This window comes from Stenotrophomonas sp., from assembly GCF_031995405.1.
Classification (GTDB): Bacteria; Pseudomonadota; Gammaproteobacteria; order Xanthomonadales; family Xanthomonadaceae; genus Stenotrophomonas.
On the sequence record NZ_DAMAGC010000087.1, the window covers coordinates 1 to 17,609 of the forward strand.

At 68.4% G+C, this 17,609-nt stretch carries 16 protein-coding genes; 3 read left to right on the forward strand and 13 right to left on the reverse strand.

Translation table 11 applies throughout. The annotated features are described in order from the left end of the window. Together RTO53_RS14315 and RTO53_RS14320 are read right to left on the reverse strand one after the other, a co-directional pair. The coding region (locus RTO53_RS14315; protein WP_312238420.1) for an ATP-dependent helicase at positions 1–4,257 on the reverse strand (4,257 nt) is incomplete at its 3' end. 96 nt (positions 4,258–4,353) lie between these two features. Continuing rightward, the gene (locus RTO53_RS14320; RefSeq protein ID WP_312238421.1) at positions 4,354–5,148 is read right to left on the reverse strand and encodes an exodeoxyribonuclease III; all 795 of its coding nucleotides are present in this window, start codon (positions 5,146–5,148) and stop codon (positions 4,354–4,356) included. Between the two features lie 99 nt (positions 5,149–5,247). On the opposite strand from RTO53_RS14320, the gene RTO53_RS14325 reads away from it, so the two are divergent. Together RTO53_RS14325 and RTO53_RS14330 are read left to right on the forward strand one after the other, a co-directional pair. After that, positions 5,248–5,991 (forward strand): SOS response-associated peptidase family protein, encoded by a 744-nt coding sequence (locus RTO53_RS14325; RefSeq protein WP_312238422.1) that lies wholly within the window; start codon positions 5,248–5,250, stop codon positions 5,989–5,991. Between the two features lie 138 nt (positions 5,992–6,129). Next, positions 6,130–6,492 (forward strand): response regulator, encoded by a 363-nt coding sequence (locus RTO53_RS14330; protein ID WP_312238423.1) that lies wholly within the window; start codon positions 6,130–6,132, stop codon positions 6,490–6,492. 39 nt (positions 6,493–6,531) lie between these two features. Here RTO53_RS14330 and RTO53_RS14335 read toward each other — a convergent pair whose 3' ends face one another. From RTO53_RS14335 to RTO53_RS14345, 3 genes are read right to left on the reverse strand one after another with little or no spacing between them, the layout of a single operon-like run. Then, positions 6,532–7,200 (reverse strand): NAD-dependent epimerase/dehydratase family protein, encoded by a 669-nt coding sequence (locus RTO53_RS14335; RefSeq protein WP_312238424.1) that lies wholly within the window; start codon positions 7,198–7,200, stop codon positions 6,532–6,534. A 26-nt stretch (positions 7,201–7,226) separates the two neighbouring features. Then, positions 7,227–7,919, reverse strand: a complete 693-nt coding sequence (locus RTO53_RS14340) for a ChrR family anti-sigma-E factor (protein ID WP_312238425.1) — start codon at positions 7,917–7,919, stop codon at positions 7,227–7,229. Further along, a complete protein-coding gene (locus RTO53_RS14345; RefSeq protein ID WP_312238426.1) occupies positions 7,916–8,539 on the reverse strand; it encodes a sigma-70 family RNA polymerase sigma factor in 624 nt (207 codons plus the stop codon). Before RTO53_RS14345 ends, RTO53_RS14340 begins: the two co-directional genes overlap by 4 nt. Before the next feature lie 148 nt (positions 8,540–8,687). On the opposite strand from RTO53_RS14345, the gene RTO53_RS14350 reads away from it, so the two are divergent. Next, positions 8,688–9,647 carry a cation diffusion facilitator family transporter gene (locus RTO53_RS14350; protein WP_312238427.1) on the forward strand — a complete coding sequence of 320 codons (960 nt, stop codon included), beginning with the start codon at positions 8,688–8,690 and terminating at the stop codon, positions 9,645–9,647. Between the two features lie 54 nt (positions 9,648–9,701). Here RTO53_RS14350 and RTO53_RS14355 read toward each other — a convergent pair whose 3' ends face one another. The 8 genes from RTO53_RS14355 to glgX all read right to left on the reverse strand — a co-directional run. Beyond that, a complete protein-coding gene (locus RTO53_RS14355) occupies positions 9,702–11,648 on the reverse strand; it encodes a response regulator (protein WP_312238428.1) in 1,947 nt (648 codons plus the stop codon). Continuing rightward, complete coding sequence (locus RTO53_RS14360; protein WP_312238429.1) at positions 11,635–12,495, reverse strand: ATP-binding protein; 861 nt, start codon at positions 12,493–12,495, stop codon at positions 11,635–11,637. Before RTO53_RS14360 ends, RTO53_RS14355 begins: the two co-directional genes overlap by 14 nt. Further along, the gene (locus tag RTO53_RS14365) at positions 12,492–13,508 is read right to left on the reverse strand and encodes an ATP-binding protein (protein WP_312238430.1); all 1,017 of its coding nucleotides are present in this window, start codon (positions 13,506–13,508) and stop codon (positions 12,492–12,494) included. The genes RTO53_RS14360 and RTO53_RS14365 overlap by 4 nt, the downstream gene beginning before the upstream one ends. After that, a complete protein-coding gene (locus RTO53_RS14370; RefSeq protein ID WP_312238431.1) occupies positions 13,499–13,900 on the reverse strand; it encodes an anti-sigma regulatory factor in 402 nt (133 codons plus the stop codon). The genes RTO53_RS14365 and RTO53_RS14370 overlap by 10 nt, the downstream gene beginning before the upstream one ends. Next, on the reverse strand, positions 13,897–14,262 hold the full coding sequence (locus tag RTO53_RS14375; RefSeq protein ID WP_312238432.1) for an STAS domain-containing protein: 366 nt from the start codon (positions 14,260–14,262) through the stop codon (positions 13,897–13,899). Before RTO53_RS14375 ends, RTO53_RS14370 begins: the two co-directional genes overlap by 4 nt. 1 nt (position 14,263) lies before the next feature. Continuing rightward, the gene (locus RTO53_RS14380) at positions 14,264–15,124 is read right to left on the reverse strand and encodes an STAS domain-containing protein (protein WP_312238433.1); all 861 of its coding nucleotides are present in this window, start codon (positions 15,122–15,124) and stop codon (positions 14,264–14,266) included. A gap of 161 nt (positions 15,125–15,285) precedes the next feature. Continuing rightward, positions 15,286–16,200 carry an NAD(P)/FAD-dependent oxidoreductase gene (locus RTO53_RS14385; RefSeq protein ID WP_312238434.1) on the reverse strand — a complete coding sequence of 305 codons (915 nt, stop codon included), beginning with the start codon at positions 16,198–16,200 and terminating at the stop codon, positions 15,286–15,288. Next, on the reverse strand, positions 16,200–17,609 hold a 1,410-nt coding region (gene glgX / locus RTO53_RS14390), incomplete at its 5' end, for a glycogen debranching protein GlgX (RefSeq protein ID WP_312238435.1). The genes glgX and RTO53_RS14385, both read right to left, overlap by 1 nt.

Below are 17,609 nucleotides of genomic sequence, written 5' to 3' on the forward strand. Positions count from 1 at the left end.
CAATGCCGGGAAACCGCCGACAATGCCTTCGGCGACGGCGGCGCCGCGGGTGACGATGCCGTGCCGGTCCAGCAGCCCTTCGGCCAGTGCCACTGCGCGCACGGTGTCGCTGGTGGCATCACGCTGCAGCAGCGACCAGCGACCGGCCAGGGTCGGCGCGGTGAAGGCCGCTGCCGCAGGAAGCAGTCCAGTGGCGGTGATGGCCGGATCGCCCATCGGAATGCCGCGGGCGCGCGTGCTTCGCCGCGAGGTGCGGACTGTCCGCGGCCGTGGCGGGCGGGCGCCGGCCAAGCCCCGCAACGGGGTCCAGATATCGGTGGTGAGGTACCCCATCCAGACCAGCTCCCACAACGCGGTGTTCAGCGCATCGGGCGTCAGCGCGCCAGCGGCACGCGGGTCGGTGTCGCCGGCGGTCAACCTCGCCTGCACGGCGGCGGCGAGCTGGCGCGCGAAGTAGGCCCCGCCCCCGGCAAGCACCTGCAGGATCGTCTTCTGCAACGGCGAGTGTTCGCTGCCCGCAGGCACGGCGGGCAAGGTTTCAAACGCGAATTCCTGCAGGTGCAGCGATACCAGTCCGTCGTCCTCGCCCAACCGGCCGTGGCCGGACCAGAGCACCGTGCCGGTGGCGAGCAGTTCGTCGAGCAGGGCCGGTGTGTAGTCGCGGACGCGCGCGGGCAGGATCTGGCTCTCCCAGACCGAGGCAGGTGCAGGTACGCCGGCCAGCAGTTCGACCACCCGCGCCACGCCGTCGAGGCCTTCCAGCGCGCCGCCGGCAGACGCCGGCGCGACCCGTGCGAGCGGTGCCGCATCGCTGACCAGGCCATGGCGCTCCAACAACAGCAGCGCATACGCCTCGCCTGGCACTGGCCGGGTGGCCGCGCGTGCGGCCTGCAACGAGCGGATGCGCAGCCGGCGCAGCACGTCCTCGCCCACCCACTCGTGGCTGGCCAGCGGCAACAGGTCGGCCGGCGCATCGGCTGCGGCATGCGATCGCCGGGACACACCGAAGGTGCCCTTCAGCACTTTTCCCTGCGCCTCCAATCGGTCCAGCGCCGCATCCGCGATCACCACGCCGAGCCCGAACGCAGCGGCCGCCTCGGCGGTGCTGAAGGGCGCATGGCTGCGCGCAAAGCGGGCAAGCAGCTCGCCCAGCGGGTCCGGCGATGGCTGCAGGAACACGTCCGGCACGGCGCCGGGAAGCCTCACCCCGAGCGCATCGCGCAGGCGCGTGGCATCTTCGATGGCCGCCCAGCATTCAACGCCCGCCAACTGGATGCGGATGGCACGCCGTTCGCGTTCAAGCGCCTGCAGCCAGGCGTCGGCATCGGGGATGTCATCGCTGAGGCGCGCAGCCACTTCGGCAGCCGACAGCGGCCCCAGTTCACGCAGCAGGTCCGCAACACCCTCCTTGCCCTTCGCGCGCCGGCCCGGCGCGCGGCGTTGCAGTTCATCGCCCACCTGTTGCACCACCGTCGCATCCAGCAGCTCGCCAAGATCCACCTGCCCCAGCAGGTCGGCCAGCAGGCCGCTGTCCAGCGACAGTACCGAGGCGCGGCGTTCGGCCAGCGGCACATCGGTGCCGTACATGAACTCGGCGACGTAGCCGAACAGCAGGTTCGCCGCGAACGGCGACGGGACCTCGGTGGTGACCTCGGCCATCTCGATGCTGCCGTCGGCCAGGCGCTGCATCAGCGCGGCCAGCGCATCCAGATCGTAAACGTCCTGCAGGCACTCGCGCGCGGCCTCGATCAGGATCGGGAAATCCGGATAGCGCTGGGCGATGGCCAGCAGCTCGCCGGCGCGCAGGCGCTGCTGCCATAGCGGCGAGCGCCGGCCCGGGGTGCGTCGCGGCAGCAGCAGCGCGCGCGCCGCACACTCGCGGAAACGCGCGGCGAACAACGCCGAGCCGCCAACGGCGCGGGTCACGTCGCTGCGCAATTGCACTGGATCGAACAGGAACAGGTCCGCGCCCGGCAGGCGTCCGCTGGCATCGGGGATGCGCGCGATGATGCCGTCGTCGCTGGCCACCACCGCCGGGTCCACGCCCCAGCGCTCGCGGATGCGCCCGGCCAGCGCCAATGCCCACGGATCGTGCACGCGCCGGCCGTACGGCGAATGCAGCATCACCCGCCAGTCCCCGGATTCATCGCGACACCGTTCCACCACCAACCGGCGGTCGGTGGGTAGCAGGCCCGTCGCAGCGCGCTGTTCGTCGACCAGCCCGAGCATGTTGGCGATCGCATTGCTGGCCAGGCCGCTGGCCTGCAGCCGCGTCAGCAGCGCGGGCGCAATGTCTTTCTCGCCGGCGTTGGCATCCAGTGCCCCCAGGAACGCCCCGACCGCCGCACCCAGTTCGGCCGGCCGGCCCACGCCTTCGCCGCGCCAGAACGGCAGGCGTGCCGAGCGTCCCGGCGCGGGCGTGACCACCACCTGGTCATGGGTGATCTGCTCGATGCGCCATGAGGTCGCGCCGAGCGTGATCACATCGTTGACCCGCGATTCGTGGACCATTTCCTCATCCAGCTCGCCAACGCGACGCGAGCCGGCGCGCTCTTCGCCTTCGGGCAGGATCACGCTGAACATGCCACGGTCGGGGATGGTGCCGCCGCTGGTGACCGCCAGCTGCTTCGCCCCGGGGCGCGCGCTCAGCTCACCGGTCTCGCGGTTCCAGACCAGCCGCGGACGAAACCCGGCAAAGTCGCCGGACGGGTAGCGGCCGGCGAGCATGTCCAGCGTCGCATCGAAGGCGCTGCGCGGCAGCGTGCGGTACGGTGCGGCGCGCCGCACGCTGGCATACCAGGCGTCCACGTCCAGCGTGTCCATGGCAGCGGCGGCGACGGTCTGCTGGGCCAGTACGTCCAGCGGATTGCGCGGCGGATCGACCGCTTCGATGCGGCCGGCCCGCATGCCTTCGATGGCCACGGTGGCGTCGATCAGGTCGCGCCGCGTGCGCGGATACACCAGGCCGGTGGAAACGCCACCCACCTGGTGGCTGGCACGCCCTACGCGCTGCAGGGCGCTGGCCACGGACGGCGGTGCAGCGACCTGGATGACCAGATCGACCAGGCCCATGTCGATGCCCAGCTCCAGGCTGGAGGTGGCCACCACGCAGCGCAGTTCACCGGACTTCAGCGCCTGCTCGATGTCGCGGCGCTGCTCCTTGGACACCGAGCCATGGTGCGAGCGCGCGATCAGCGGATCGGCCCCGGTCGAGCGGCTACTGGTGCCGCCGTTGGACGATGCGTAGTGGGTGGACAGTTGCGCGGTGTCCGCAGCGTGTGGCAGGTCGCGCTGCAAGGCGGGATCGCGCGCCATCCGTTCGGCATGCAGCTCATTGAGCCGCGCCGTGAGCTTCTCGGCCACGCCGCGCGAGTTGGCGAACACGATGGTGGAGCGCCGCTGCAGGACCTGGTCGAGGATGCTGGCTTCCACATGCGGCCAGATCGAACCCACCCGGCCGGACGGTTCGTCGCCGGCACGTGCGGGAATGTCGGCCATGTCTTCGACCGGCACCACGATGCGCACGTCCAGCTGGCGGGTCGAGGGCGGGTTGACCACAGTGACGGGGCGATCACCGCCGAGGAAGTCGGCGACCTGCTCCACCGGCCGCACGGTGGCCGACAGCCCGATGCGCTGCGCCGGCTCCGGCAGCAGCGCATCCAGGCGTTCCAGGCTCAGGGCCAGGTGGGTGCCGCGCTTGGTGCCGGCCACCGCGTGGATTTCATCGATGATCACCGTATGCACGGTGCGCAGCGTTTCCCGTGCCCTGGAGGTCAGCATCAGGAACAGCGATTCCGGCGTGGTGATCAGGATGTCCGGAGGACGGCGCACGAGCCTGGCGCGTTCGGCGGCCGGAGTGTCCCCGCTGCGTATGCCGACCGAGAGGGTCAGCGCCGGATCGCCATGGCGCTCGCGTTCGGCATTGACACCCTGCAGCGGAATCTGCAGGTTGCGCTGCACGTCGGCGCCCAGTGCCTTGATCGGCGAGATATACACCACGCGCGTTCCCGCGGGCGCGTCGTCTTGGGTCGGTTGGCGCTCAGCGAACAGCTGGTCGATGGCGTGCAGGAAGGCGGCCAGTGTCTTGCCCGAGCCGGTCGGCGCGATCACCAGTGTATGCGCGCCCCCACCGATCGCCGCCCAGGCATGCGTCTGCACCGGCGTGGGTGCATCGAACGCGGCGGCGAACCAGGCGCGGGTGGCTAGCGCGAACGCGTCCAGTGAGCGCGCTGCAGGTGGCGTAGAGCTGGGGGACATGCTGCCTACTGTAACCACCCGCGCATGCACGGCGCCGCATCGGCGAAACCACGCGGCATCAGGCTCATGGCCGCCCGCACCGCAGCACCCGCCGGGTCATGGCGCCTTGACCACCACCCAGGTCGGTGCGTGGTCGCTGGCCTTGTCCTGCAGCCGCACCCAGCGGTCCACCCCCGCATCCTGCAAATGGGCGGCAAGGGTATCGTTGAGCAGCAGATGGTCGATGCGCAGGCCGCGGTCGCGCTCGGCATGCTGGCGAAAGTAATCCCAGAACGTGTAGATGCGCGTGTCGGGGTGACAGTGGCGCAGCGCATCGGTCCAGCCCTGGGCGAGCAGCCGTTCGAAGGCGGCACGGGATTCCGGCTGGATCAACGCATCCTTTCGCCAGGATTTGGGATCGTACACATCGTCATCGGTGGGGATGACGTTGAAGTCGCCCAGGATCGCCACCGGGTGCGGCAGTGCGGCCAGGGTGCTGGCATGTTTGATCAGGCGCTCCATCCAGCGCAGCTTGTAGTCGAATTTCGGCCCGGGCTGCGGGTTGCCGTTGGGCAGGTAGATGCCGGCCACCACGATGCCGTGCACGGCGGCCTCGATGTAGCGGCTCTGGGTGTCGGCCGGTTCGCCCGGCAGGCGACGCCGGCTTTCCACCGGGGTGACGCCTCGGCCCAACAGTGCGACCCCGTTCCAGCGGCTTTCGCCCTGCCAGATCGCGCCATAGCCGGCCGCCTCGAGTTCGGCAGCGGGAAACGCACTGTCCACCGCCTTGAGTTCCTGCAGCGCAACCACGTCCGGCGCCTCGCGGTCCAGCCATGCCAGCAACTGCGGCAACCGGTTGCCGATGCCATTGACGTTGTAGGTGGCCAGTTTGAGTGTCTTTCTGCGCGGCATCACGGGCTCCTGTCGGCCATGCCGTGATTAGACGCCCGGCCACGTCAGCAGCGCGTCACACTGACCGGCGGCTCACAATGGCCGCCGTACCCTTTGGCCATGCGCCGCTTCGCCCAAGCCATTGCCGATGCCGATTCCCTGCCCCGCGGCGTCCCGGTCTCGCTGGCCACGGCGCTGGCCGATGCATCGGACCGCTACAACATCGGCAAGAACGGCGTGGCTACGGTCATCGCGCGTGATGGCGATGGCAGCATCGTGCCCGCCGACATGCGCTGGGGACTGATTCCGCGCTGGTCCAAGGAACCGGCCACGTCCTACACCACCGTGACCGCGCGGCTGGACCGCGCCGCCAGGAGCCGCATCTTCGCCCAGGCCTGGCAGCAGCGTCCGTGCGTGATCGCCATGACCGGCTATTACAAGTGGGATCGCCAGCGCAGACCACCGTGGCCGATGTTCGTGCAGCGCACGGACGGACTGGCACTGCTGGCCGCGGGACTGTGGGAGCACTGGGAAAACGCTGAGGGCGACCCGATCGACAGCTTCACCGTGCTGACCGCGCCCAATGCCGCCATCCCCGCCCCGCTGACGCCGGACGGCCCGGTATTCATGACCGGCAGCGTGGCCATGGACTGGCTGGCCGGCGCCCTGCCCACGGCGGCGGCGCTGCGTGCCCGCTCCAGCACGCCGCCGCTGGAGGCCTATCCGGTCAGCCGCGCATTCCGCGATCCCGGCCGCGACGACTACACGCTGCTGGAACCGGTGGACCCCGACGCGGATGCGCCCGACAAGGGCCCCGGCCCGTGGGATGGCGATGCACTGGATGAGGACGATGGCGAGGAATGACCACGCCGATGTCAACGAAACCGTCATGTCAGTTGGCACCACGTTGACACGCAAAGGAACACGATCAACTGCCCAACCGATCCAAATGTCATGAACGGCAGTCCGAAATCTCCCGCATCCCGCGGCCTCATCCTGGTAGTGGAAGATGAGGCCCAGCTGTCCAAGCTGTTCGTCGAAGTGCTCACCGAAGCCGGCTATGAAGTGGTGCCGGCCGACTCGGTGACCGATGCCCTCAGCACGTTGTCCTACCAGCATTTCGATGCCGCGGTGCTGGATATCGAGTTGCGCGATGGTCCTGTGTTCCCGGTCGCCGATAAACTCGCCGCGCTCGGCACGCCCTTCCTGTTCGCCTCGGCGGTGTATTTCCAGATGGTGCCCAAGCAGCACCAGGGCACGCCCTTCGTCGGCAAGCCGTTCAACATCGAGGAACTGGTGTCGCGGGTGGAAGACGCCGTGCAGCGCGGGCGCAGTGGCCCCCCGTTCGGCAAGGCGGCAGAGTAAACCCGGGAAAAACGCCCGCTTTACAGCGCGGCCCTGTCCTCAGCGGCCCAGCCGGTTGATGTCCGCGCACTCCACCACGGCCGGCGGATGCGGCATCCCGGCCAGTGCGATCATTGCGCGCCCGAGGGTTTCGTTGCTGGTCATCAGCGACGGCGTGACCTGCGTGGCCAGCTTCATCAGCGGCCCACCGAAGCGATACAGCGGCTTGAGCAATCCGTGGCGCGTGCCGGTACCGGCCACGGGGCGCACACCGCCCGGCCGCAGCATCACCGTACGGATCGGCAGGCTGGCCAATGCACGCTCGGTTTCACCCTTGATCCGCAGCGGCATGAAGGCACTGTCCGGATCGGCGTGGGCGCCGGAAACATACAGGAAACACCCTTGCGGATTGGCCGACGCCCATGCCCTGGCGACGGCCAGGGTTGCCTCCAGCGTCACCGCCCGGTACTCCGGCTCCGGCGTGCCGATCGGTGGCGCACCGGCACAGTAGAAGCAGGCGTCGAAGCCGGCGAGCTGATCGCCGATGGCGTCGGCGTGGAGGAAGTCGGGCAGGACGATCGCGGGCACGCCCTCGGCCACCGTGCCGCTGCGGCGGACCAACGTCGTCACGCGCCCGACGTCCGGCGAGGCCAGGCAGGCGCGCAGCACGCCCTGCCCGACCAGCCCGCTGGCACCGGTCATCAAAACATCAAGGGAGGTGGCGGGCATGGGGAGATCCTTGGCAGGGCCGAACGCTAGAGTTTCACGAAACGCTGCATGCTGCGCGCCAACCAGCCGCTGAAACGCAGCGGCGCATCCAGCGCCGATACGCAGATGCACGGCGCACCCGGCGCTGTCACCGGCTGATGCTCGACGTCTTCATCCAGGTCGGCCATGTCGCCTGGGCCAAAGATGCCAAGTGCGTCGTTGTAGGCACCGCGCAGGATCTGGGTCAGCTCGCTCTGGCCGTGGCTGTGCATCGGCAGGCACTTGCCCGGGGCGATGCGCAGCATGATCAACGACGGCATGTCGGCGGCGCGGATGCAGTGCACGCCGGGGGCGATCCAGCGCCAGCGCACATCGCGCAGCGAGGGGCCGAAGTACGGGTGCAGCGACACCGGGAGCGCATCGGGATGCGCCTGCACCGGGAGACGCGGCGGTGCCGGCGCGGCCGGCGGACGCAGTTCGCGCACGGGTTCGCTCGCCGCATGCTCGCCGTCCAGCTGCGCCAGCATCGCTTCGCGCAACGCGGCCTGGCGCGCGCTGGGCGATGCCGGCTGGGTCTGGTCCAGCAAGGCCGCGCCGATGGCCTCGGCGTCGCGCAACAGTTGCCGGCAATGCGCGCAGCTTTCCAGGTGCGCGCTGGCCACCACGCTCAGCGCCGTCGGCAGGGCGCCGGCCGCGTAGCTCATCAATGTCGATTCATGCAGGTGGTGACGGGGATTCATGGCGCACTCCCGACGCTGGACTGCAACTGCAGGAACGCCCGACGCAGGTGGGATTTGACCGTGCCCAGCGGCATGCCCAGCGCCTGGGCGATCTCGCTGTGGCTTTTGGCTTCGAAATGCGACATCCGCACCAGCCGCGCCTGGATCGCCGGCAGCTCGTTGATGCGCTGGCGCAGGCGCGCGTGGTCGGCGAACTGCTCGGCCGACGTGCGCTCGGGCGGATCATCCAGGGCGGCATTTTCCACCGCCTCCTGGGCTTGCAGCCAGCCCCGCTCGCTGCGGAAGCGGTCGATATGCAGGTTGCGGGCGATGCGGTACAGCCAGGTGCTGAGCGCGCTGCGCGAGGCGTCGAAGTCGGCCGCGTTCAGCCAGAGCCGTAGCAGGCTTTCCTGCGCCAGTTCCTCGGCCGTGCCGTCCGGGGCGCCACGGCCACGCAGATAGATGCACAGACGCGGCATGAAATGGTCGTAGATGCGGATGAAGCAGTCGCGGTCACGCAGCCGCGCCACACCCTCCATATCCTGGGTCCAGTCGGGAAGCACGCCGGTGGGCTGGGCGGAAACGGACACGATACGGGCGGCGTCGAAGGAAAAGGGCGGCGGGTCGGGGTGACGATACATCTGCGGTGGATGACGCCGTGTGTAGGGAGGCATCGGGTGTACGGGCCAGCGGGCCGATTGGATGCAACGGCGACCTTTCCCGCCCTGCACGCCGCCGGTACGGCCGCTTGGGGATCATGTGCCTTCCCCCTGCCAACCCCTCCCCGCCATGGCCAAGCCGTCCGGCTCCCGTCTTGTCATCTATGCCGCGCTTGCCGGCAACCTGTGCATCGCCATCGCCAAGTTCGTCGCCGCCGGGCTGTCGGGCAGCTCGGCGATGCTCAGCGAGGGCGTCCACTCGCTGGTGGATACCATCAACGAACTGCTGCTGTTGTACGGCCTGCGCCGCTCCGAGCGGAAGCCCGATACCGTGCATCCGTTCGGCTACGGGCGCGAGTTGTACTTCTGGAGCTTCATCGTGGCCCTGCTGGTGTTCGCCGCGGGCGCGGGCGTATCGGCGTACGAGGGCATCCAGCACATCCGCAACCCCGAGCCGGCCACCAACCACCTGATCAGCTACACGGTGCTGGGTATCTCCATTGCATTCGAAGGCACCTCCTGGTGGATCGCGCTGCGCGAGTTCCGCGCCACCAAGGGCACGCTGGGCTACTTCGAAGCCTTCCGCCGCAGCAAGGACCCGACCACCTTCACCGTGCTGCTGGAAGACAGCGCTGCCCTGCTCGGCCTGGGGTTTGCCCTGATCGGCCTGGTCGCCGCGCAGCTGCTGGACCTGCCGATCCTCGACGGCGTGGCCTCGCTGTGCATCGCCGGGGTACTGGCGGTGACCGCCTTCCTGCTCGCGCGCGAAACCAAGGGCCTGCTGGTCGGCGAACCGGCGCACCCCAGCGTGGCCAAGCGGATCCTGGCGGTGGCCAACACCGACCCGGACCTGCGCAGCGCCAACGGCGTCACCACCATGCAGATGGGGCCGGACCAGGTCGTGGCGATGCTCAGCGCCGAATTCGAGGACGACCGCACCACCCCGCAGATCGAGGCGTGCATCACCCGCATCGAGAAGGCGGTGAAGCAGGAGTACCCGGAGCTGGTGGCGCTGTTCATCAAGCCGCAGACGCCGGAAGTCTTCCGGGCGCGGCGGGCGGAGCTGGGCGATCCCAAGCCGAGCGCCTGACCTGTGGCGGCCCGCCCCCTGCAGCGCAGGGTCGGCCGGGCCGCGCGGGGCCGCTCAGGCCGGCGCGAACATCTGGCGCACGCTGCGCAGCAGTTCGATCACGCTGAAGGGCTTGGGCAGCAGCGACATGCCGGTGCCCAGGAACTCGTTGCGCACCACCGCGTTCTCGGTATAGCCGGTCACGAAAAGCACCGGCAGATGCGGCCGCAGGAGGCGCGCGGCATCGGCCAGCTCGCGCCCGTTCATGCCCGGCAGGCCCACGTCGGAAAGCAGCAGATCCACCTCGCGGGTCGAATGCAGCTCCAGCAGCGCCTGCTGCGCGTTGATCGCCTCGACCACCTGGTAGCCGGCTTCCACCAGCATCTCGCGCACCATCATCCGCACCGAATCGGTATCGTCCACCAGCAGGATGCGCTCGGCGCTGCCGCGCGGCATCTGGCTGGGAACAGGCATCTGTTCGTCGATACCGACCAGTTCGCCTTCCGGCAACAGCAGCTCGATCTCGGTCCCCTCGCCGCGCTCGCTGGCGATGCGCGCACTGCCGCCGGACTGGCGGGCAAAGCCGTAGGTCATCGACAGGCCCAGCCCGGTGCCCTCGCCCTGCGGCTTGGTGGTGAAGAACGGTTCGAACACCTTGGTCAGCAGTTCCATCGGAATGCCGACACCGTTGTCCACGACCTTGACGCTGATGTAATGGCCGGGCGCGAGTTCATGATCCCGCTCGATATGCGTGCGGCCCGCGCGGATCCGGATCAGCCCCTGCCCGGCCAGCGCGTCGCGCGCGTTGATGACCAGGTTGAGGATCACGTTCTCGAACTGGTTCGGATCGGCCACGGCCACCATCGGCTGCGGTCCCAGTTCCAGTTCCAGCTCGATGTTCTCGCCGATCGAGCGCAGCAACATGTCTTCCAGCGAACGGATCCGGGCGACCACGTCGAAGGTCTGCGGGTCCAGCGGCTGCTTGCGGGCGAAGGCCAGCATCCGCTGGGTCAGCGCCGCCGCACGATGGGCCGAACCGGTGGCGATCTCGACATAGCGCGAGGCCTTGTCCCATTTGCCGCTGGAAACCGCCATCTCGATCATGTCCAGGCCGGAGATGATCGTGGTCAGCAGGTTGTTGAAATCGTGCGCGATGCCGCCGGTGAGCTGGCCGAGCGAGTCCATCTTCTGCGCCTGCAGCAGCTCGACCTCGGTGCGCTGGCGCTCGGCGATCTGGAAGGCCAGCTCCGACGTCGCGGTCTCCAGCTCCTGGCGCTGCTCGGACTCGCGCGCATGGTGTTCGGTGGTGTCTTCGATCAGCACCAGGCCCTGGCCGGGTGCGTGGTACGGCGTCACGCGCCATTCGGTGATGCGGGTATCGGCGCCTGCGCGCAGGGTGAACGTGCCCTGCCAGCGCTCGCCTTCGGCCAGCGCGACCTGCAGCGCCGCCAGGGGCGCGACTTGTTCGGCCAGCAACGATTCCAGCGCGCCCGGCCGGGTGGCATCCATGCCGAGCAGGCGCACGAAGGCGTCGTTCGCATCGTGGGACCGCAGCGAGGCATCCAGCACCGCGATCGGTGCGTTGATCTGGCGGAAGATCTCGCCGAACCGTGCCTCGGCCTCGCGCAGCGCTTCTTCGGAACGACGCGCGCGCAGCAGCGTGCGCAGCGTGGCCAGCAGCACGTCCGGATCGACCGGATGGATCAGGTAGGCGTCGGCCCCGGCGTTCAGGCCGGTGATCAGGTCACCGGTGGCGATGGACGCGGCCGAGACGTGCACCACCGGCAGCAGCCGCATGCGCGCGTCCTCGCGCAGCTGCCGCACCACGTCGAAGCCACTCATGTCCGGCAGGTTCACGTCCAGCACCAGCGCGCCGAAGTCCTGCGCGGCCAGCCTGGCCAGTCCCTCGCCACCGGTACCGGCTTCCTCCACGCGGAACCCGTGATGTTCCAGCACACGGCGCACCGCGTAGCGGGTGGCGACGTTGTCGTCGACGACGAGGATGCGGTCAGAGTGCGGCATCGGTGGCCTCCGTGGCGAGCGTGAGCGGCAGGATCACATAGAAGTCCGAGCCCTCGCCTACCGCACTGTCCACCCCCACGTGGCCGCCCAGCAGCCCGGCAAAGCGCTTGCACAGCGACAGGCCCAGCCCGGTGCCACGCAGGCGCTTCTGCAATGGAGTATCCACCTGCACGAAATCCTCGAACAGCGTGGACTGGAGCTCCGGGGGAATGCCGATGCCGGTATCGCGCACGCTGAAGCGCACCGAGTGCTCGCCTTCCAGGCGCGCCGAAACGACCACCTGGCCATTCGGGGTGAACTTCATGGCGTTGGAAATGTAGTTGCGCAGGATCTGCGCCAGCTTCTTGTCATCGGTGTACAGCATCGGCAATGCGGGCGGATCATCGAACACCAGGTCCACCTGGTTGCCCTCCACCAGCGGACGGAACATGCCGCGCAGCGCCGAGAAGAGATCCATCAGATCGAACCATGCCGGCGAGATCGTGATGCGGCCCGCCTCGATTTTGGCCAGGTCCAGCAGGTCATCCACCATCTCGCGCAGTTCGCTGGTGGACGCGCTGATGAAGCGCACCTGGCGACGCTGCTCGTCGGTGAGCGGGCCGTCCATGCCATCCTCCAGCAGCCGGGTCATGCTCAGGATCGAACCCAGCGGTGTGCGGAACTCATGGCTCATGTAGGAGAGGAAGCGGCTCTTCAGCTCGGAGACCTCGCGCAGCTGTTCGGCCTGCTGGTCCAGTTCGGCATACAGCGCCAGCACGCCCTGGTTGGTCTCCTCCAGCTCGGCGCGCAGCGCATCGGCCTCCCGACGCAACGTCTGCAGCTCATGCGAGTCAGGGGCGGTAGTCAATGCAGGTCTCCAAGACGCAGGGCCACGATGCCGACGTCGTCGCGGCCGCGGTCGAAATCGCGCTGCAATACCGCCACGATCACGCTGGGATGGCGGTGGAACAGGCCGGGGTAGTCACGCAGGCTCCAACGCGCCTGCAGTCCATCGCTGTGCATGACCAGAAGCGTGCCTGCCGGTGCGTGAAAATGAAATGGTTGGGCTTTACGGAACTGCACGCCGACGATCCCGGGGTGCGAGGCCATGCCACGCGAGGCGGTCGGTTCGCACAGCGTGGCGGAGATATTGCCGATGCCCGCGAACTGGATGCTGCCGGCCTGCGTGTCGATGCTGGCCACTGCCGCCGCGCCACCGCGGGTGCCGGACATCCCGGCATGCAACGCGCCGACCAGGCCAGGCGCATCGAAACCGCTGGCCTGCGCAACGGCAGCAACCCCGGCCTGCGCGGCATCCGCCGCCTGCAGCCCGTGGCCGAGGCCGTCGATCAGCGTGACCGCGACCGACGGGCCGTGTGCGCGCAGATGCCACCCATCGCCACAGGCCACTTCGTGACGCATGGCGATGCGCAGCGCGCCGTACGGAAGATCAAGGGCGGCGGTCGCGCGGCCCGGATGGACCCGCGCCACGATCACCGCACCCCGGGCATCCGACCACGTATCGAGCAGGGTCGCCTGGCGGGCGATCGCGCCCAGGCCGATGCCCTGGGTGCCACCGGTCGAATACCCGTCCGGCAGGCATTCGGCCAGTGAAAACCCCGGGCCCGCGTCGATCGCGCACAGCTCGATGCCAAGGCCGCTGCGCCCACAGACCAGCGACAGCAGCATCCGACCGCCGCGCCCGTGCTTGATCACGTTGGTGGCCAGTTCGGTGGCCACCAGGGCGACACGGCCGGCATCGGTCTCGTTGAAACCGGCCTGCTCGGCAAGCGCCAGCGCTTCGCGCCGGGCCTGTCCCACCTGCGAGGTTTCTTCGACCACCACCACCCGCGTCACCTGGCCGGCAAAGTTCAGGTCCATTTGGTGATCGTGATGCGCGTGCCCTCGCCGGGCGCACTCTCCAGCTCGAACTCGTCCACCAGCCGCCGCGAACCGGACAGGCCCAGGCCCATGCCCGACCCGGACGACCAGCCATCGGTCAGCGCCTGCGCCAGGTCGGGAATGCCCGGGCCCTGGTCGGCGAAGACCAGGCGCACGCCCTTGCGCAGCCCGCTTTCAAGGATTTCCCAGTCCATCGTGCCGCCGCCGCCGTAGATCACGGCGTTACGCGCCAGTTCGCTGGCCGCGGTCACCAGCTTGGTCTGGTCGATCAGCCGCAGCTTGCAGGCCACGGCCACCTGGCGCGCGGCCTGGCGCGCCAGCACCACGTCCTGTTCAACGCGGATCGGCAGCGTCCCACTGGACGCGGTCATGGCGCGTCGTCATCGGTGCGCTGCAGCAGTTTCATCCCGCGCTCGACGTTGAGCGCGGTCCTCACCCCGCTAAGGGTCAGGCCCAGCTCCACCAGCGTGATCGCCACGGCCGGCTGCATGCCGACCACGACGGTGGTGGCATCCATGATCCGCGCGATCGAGGAGATGGTGGAGATCATGCGTCCGATGAACGAATCGACGATATCCAGCGCGGAAATGTCGATGAGCACGCCACGCGCCGAAGTGCGGCGGATCTTTTCGCTGAGGTCGTCCTGCAGGGTCAGCGCGAGCTGATCATGCATGTCCACCTGGATGGTCACCAGCAGCAGATCGCCCATCTGCAGGATCGGGATACGTTCCATCTCAGCGCTCGGTCCGTACCACCGTCTGCCCGGTGCGCTTGAGCGCCAGGGCCAATGCGTCGGCCAGGTTGGCCTTGGTGACGATGCCCTGCAGGTCCAGCCCCAGGTGCACGATGGTCTGGGCGATCTGCGGACGCACGCCGCTGATGATCGCATCGGCGCCCATGAGGCGGATCGCGGTAACGGTCTTGAGCAGGTGCTGGGCCACCAGCGTGTCCACGGTGGGCACGCCGGTGATGTCGATGATGGCGATCTCCGAGCCGGTATCGACGATGCGCTGCAACAGCGATTCCATCACCACCTGGGTGCGCTGCGAATCCAGCGTGCCGATCATCGGCAGCGCGAGCACGCCCTCCCACAGCTTCACCACCGGCGTGGACAGCTCGAGCATTTCTTCCTGCTGGCGCTGGATCACGTCTTCGCGGGTCTTCTGGAACGCCTGCACGCTGTGCAGGCCGAGCAGGTCGAGCAGTTCGGAGATCGCCCACAGCTGGTCGCCCAGCTGCGCGGCATCATTGGCGTAATTCTGCTGGATCAGCTCGAACAGCGGGCGCTTGAGCGAGAACAGGAAACTGGCGGTCTCCGACGAGCTGAAGCCCTTCAGCACGCGGTCGCGCGAGAGTTCCTCCAGGAAACGGCGCGTGTCCTGCCATTCGCGGCCGCCCAGGGTGCCGACGTTGGCGGCCGATATCGCGTCCAGAAACAGGCGCCAGAACTCGCGCGCCTGTGCATCCAGCTCCCGCTGGGACATCCGCGTGTCCTGCGCCTGGCTTGCGGAGGCCAGGTTTTCAATCCATTTGGCCAACAGCTGTTCCTGCTGGCTGCGAATGAGTTCAATCGTGCGGTGCTGTAAAGCCGCCATGGGGCATTCCTGGAAAGGGGATCGAAAAAGTGACGCACTTCACATGAATGCGCGCCAGCACGCGAGCTTAAATCAATTCAGGTTCATGAGGCGATACGTTGCCGCGCGTTCCGTGAAAGATCCGTGCAGATCCCTGACTCGTTCAGAAAATTACCCGTTTCTCAGTCCAGCAGCCCCATCAGCGAATGGTGTACCGCCACCCCCGCCAGCGCGCCCTCGCCCACCGCCAGGGCGATGTTGCCGGCCATCCTCGCCGCGTCACCGCAGGCGAACACGCCCGGCACCGTGGTCTGCTTGGCCGAATCGGCAGTGATGCAGCCGCCGTCCTTGAGCTCGCAGCCGAGCTGCTCGGCCAGGTCGCAGGACAGCGTGGAGTGCGGCGATACAAACAGGGCGTCCATCGGCAGGCGGCGCCCGTCGTCGAGGACAACCGTGGCCGTATCGTCCACGCATCGCACCGGCGTGGATTCGATCACCACCCCGCAGTCGTCCAGCCGTCGGCGCTGATCGGCATCGATGCGCGTGTCGGCCTCGCTGCAGAACAGGGTCACCTGCCCCCAGTCGCACAGCAGCAGCGCCTGCCCGGCGCCGCCATCGTCGCCACAACCGATCACCCCGATCCGGCCTTCGTAGAGCTCATAGCCGTGGCAGTACGGGCAGTGCAGCACGCTGCGTCCCCAGCGCTCGGCCACCCCGTCGATATCCGGCAGCGCATCGGTCACCCCATAGGCGAGGATCAGCCGGTCGGCGCCGAACGCCTGTCCATCCCCACAGGTGACCTTGAACCGGCCTTCGGGTTCGGCCGACGCGGCCACCGCCGTGGCGGTCAGCCACGTCAACGTCGGGTAGGCCAGCAGTTCCTGCCGCGCCTGCATCGCGATCTCGGCAGGCGCAACCCCTTCACGGCCCAGGAAACCATGCGCCACCTGTGCATTGCGATTGCGCGGCGCGCCGCCATCGATCACCAGCACGTTGCGGCGCGCCCGCACCAGCTGCAGCGCGGCGGACATGCCGGCATAGCTGCCGCCTACCACCACCACATCGTAGGCCCCGGTCTGCGCCGGGGTCATGGCCATCACGGCGCCCTCTCGGGAGCACGCACGTGGCGGCTGGTCAGCAGCGCCATGCTTCGCTCGGGCAGCGTGAGCCCGCCCTGTGCGTCGAGTGCGGGGACGGCGCCGTCGGTGCTGGCCAGCAGCACCCGCCAGTGCCGCCCGGGCAGCACCGGCACATCGAAGCGCACCTCACTGTGGCCGGCATTGAACAGCAGCAGCAAGGTCTCATGCTCGGCACTGGGCTCGGTGCTCTGCATCTCGGTCCCGCCCATCTTGAGCATCAGCACGCGCGCCTCGGGATCGTTCCAGTCCGCTTCATGCATCACCCCACCATCGGCGCGCAGCCATTCGATCGTGGTGTCGGCCACGTCATCACGCGCTTCCAGGAAACGCCCGCGGCGCAGCTGCGGGTAGCGGCGGCGCAACTTCAGCGCCTTGCGCACGAACGCGGTCTGGCGCACGCCGGCCGGCGAGTCGGCCTGCGCCCAGTCCAGCCAGGTCAGCGGATTGTCCTGGCAGTAGGCGTTGTTGTTGCCCTGCTGGGTGCGGCCGAACTCGTCGCCGGCCAGCAGCATCGGCGTGCCCTGCGAGAACAGCAGGCTCGCCAGCAGGTTGCGCATCTGCCGCGCACGCAGGGCCAGCAGGTCGGGGTCCTCGGTGGGGCCTTCGGCGCCGTGGTTCCAGGAGATGTTGTGGTCGCTGCCGTCGCGACCGTCTTCACCATTGGCCTCGTTGTGCTTGTCGTTGTAGCTGACCAGGTCGTTGAGGGTGAAACCATCGTGGGCAGTGACGAAATTGATCGACGCTGCCGGGCGACGACCTTTGTGGTTGAACAGGTCGGCCGAGCCCATGATGCGCGTGGCGAACTCGGCCAGCTGGCCGCCATCGCCGCGCCACAGCGCCCGCACATTGTCACGGAACTTGTCGTTCCACTCGGCCCAGCCCGGCGCAAACTGGCCGAGTTGATAGCCGCCCGGGCCGATGTCCCAGGGTTCGGCGATCAACTTCACCTGGCTCAGCACCGGGTCCTGGCGCACCGCATCGAGGAAGCTGCCCGACGGATCGAAGCCGGAACGCTCGCGGCCCAGGATGGTGGCCAGGTCGAAGCGGAACCCGTCCACGTGCATGTCCTGCACCCAGTAGCGCAACGAGTCCATCACCATCCGCAGCGCGCCGGCATTGGTCAGGTCGAAGGTGTTGCCGGTCCCGGTGTCGTTGATGTAGTAGCGCGGATTGTCGGCGAGCCGGTAGTAGCTGGCGTTGTCGATACCCTTGAAGGACAGCGTCGGGCCCAGTTCATTGCCTTCGGCGGTGTGGTTGTAGACCACGTCCAGGATCACCTCCAGTCCGGCCGCATGCACGCAGGCCACCATCTGCTTGAACTCGGCGATGGCATTGGTGGACAGCAACCGGGGGTCCGGCGCGAAGAA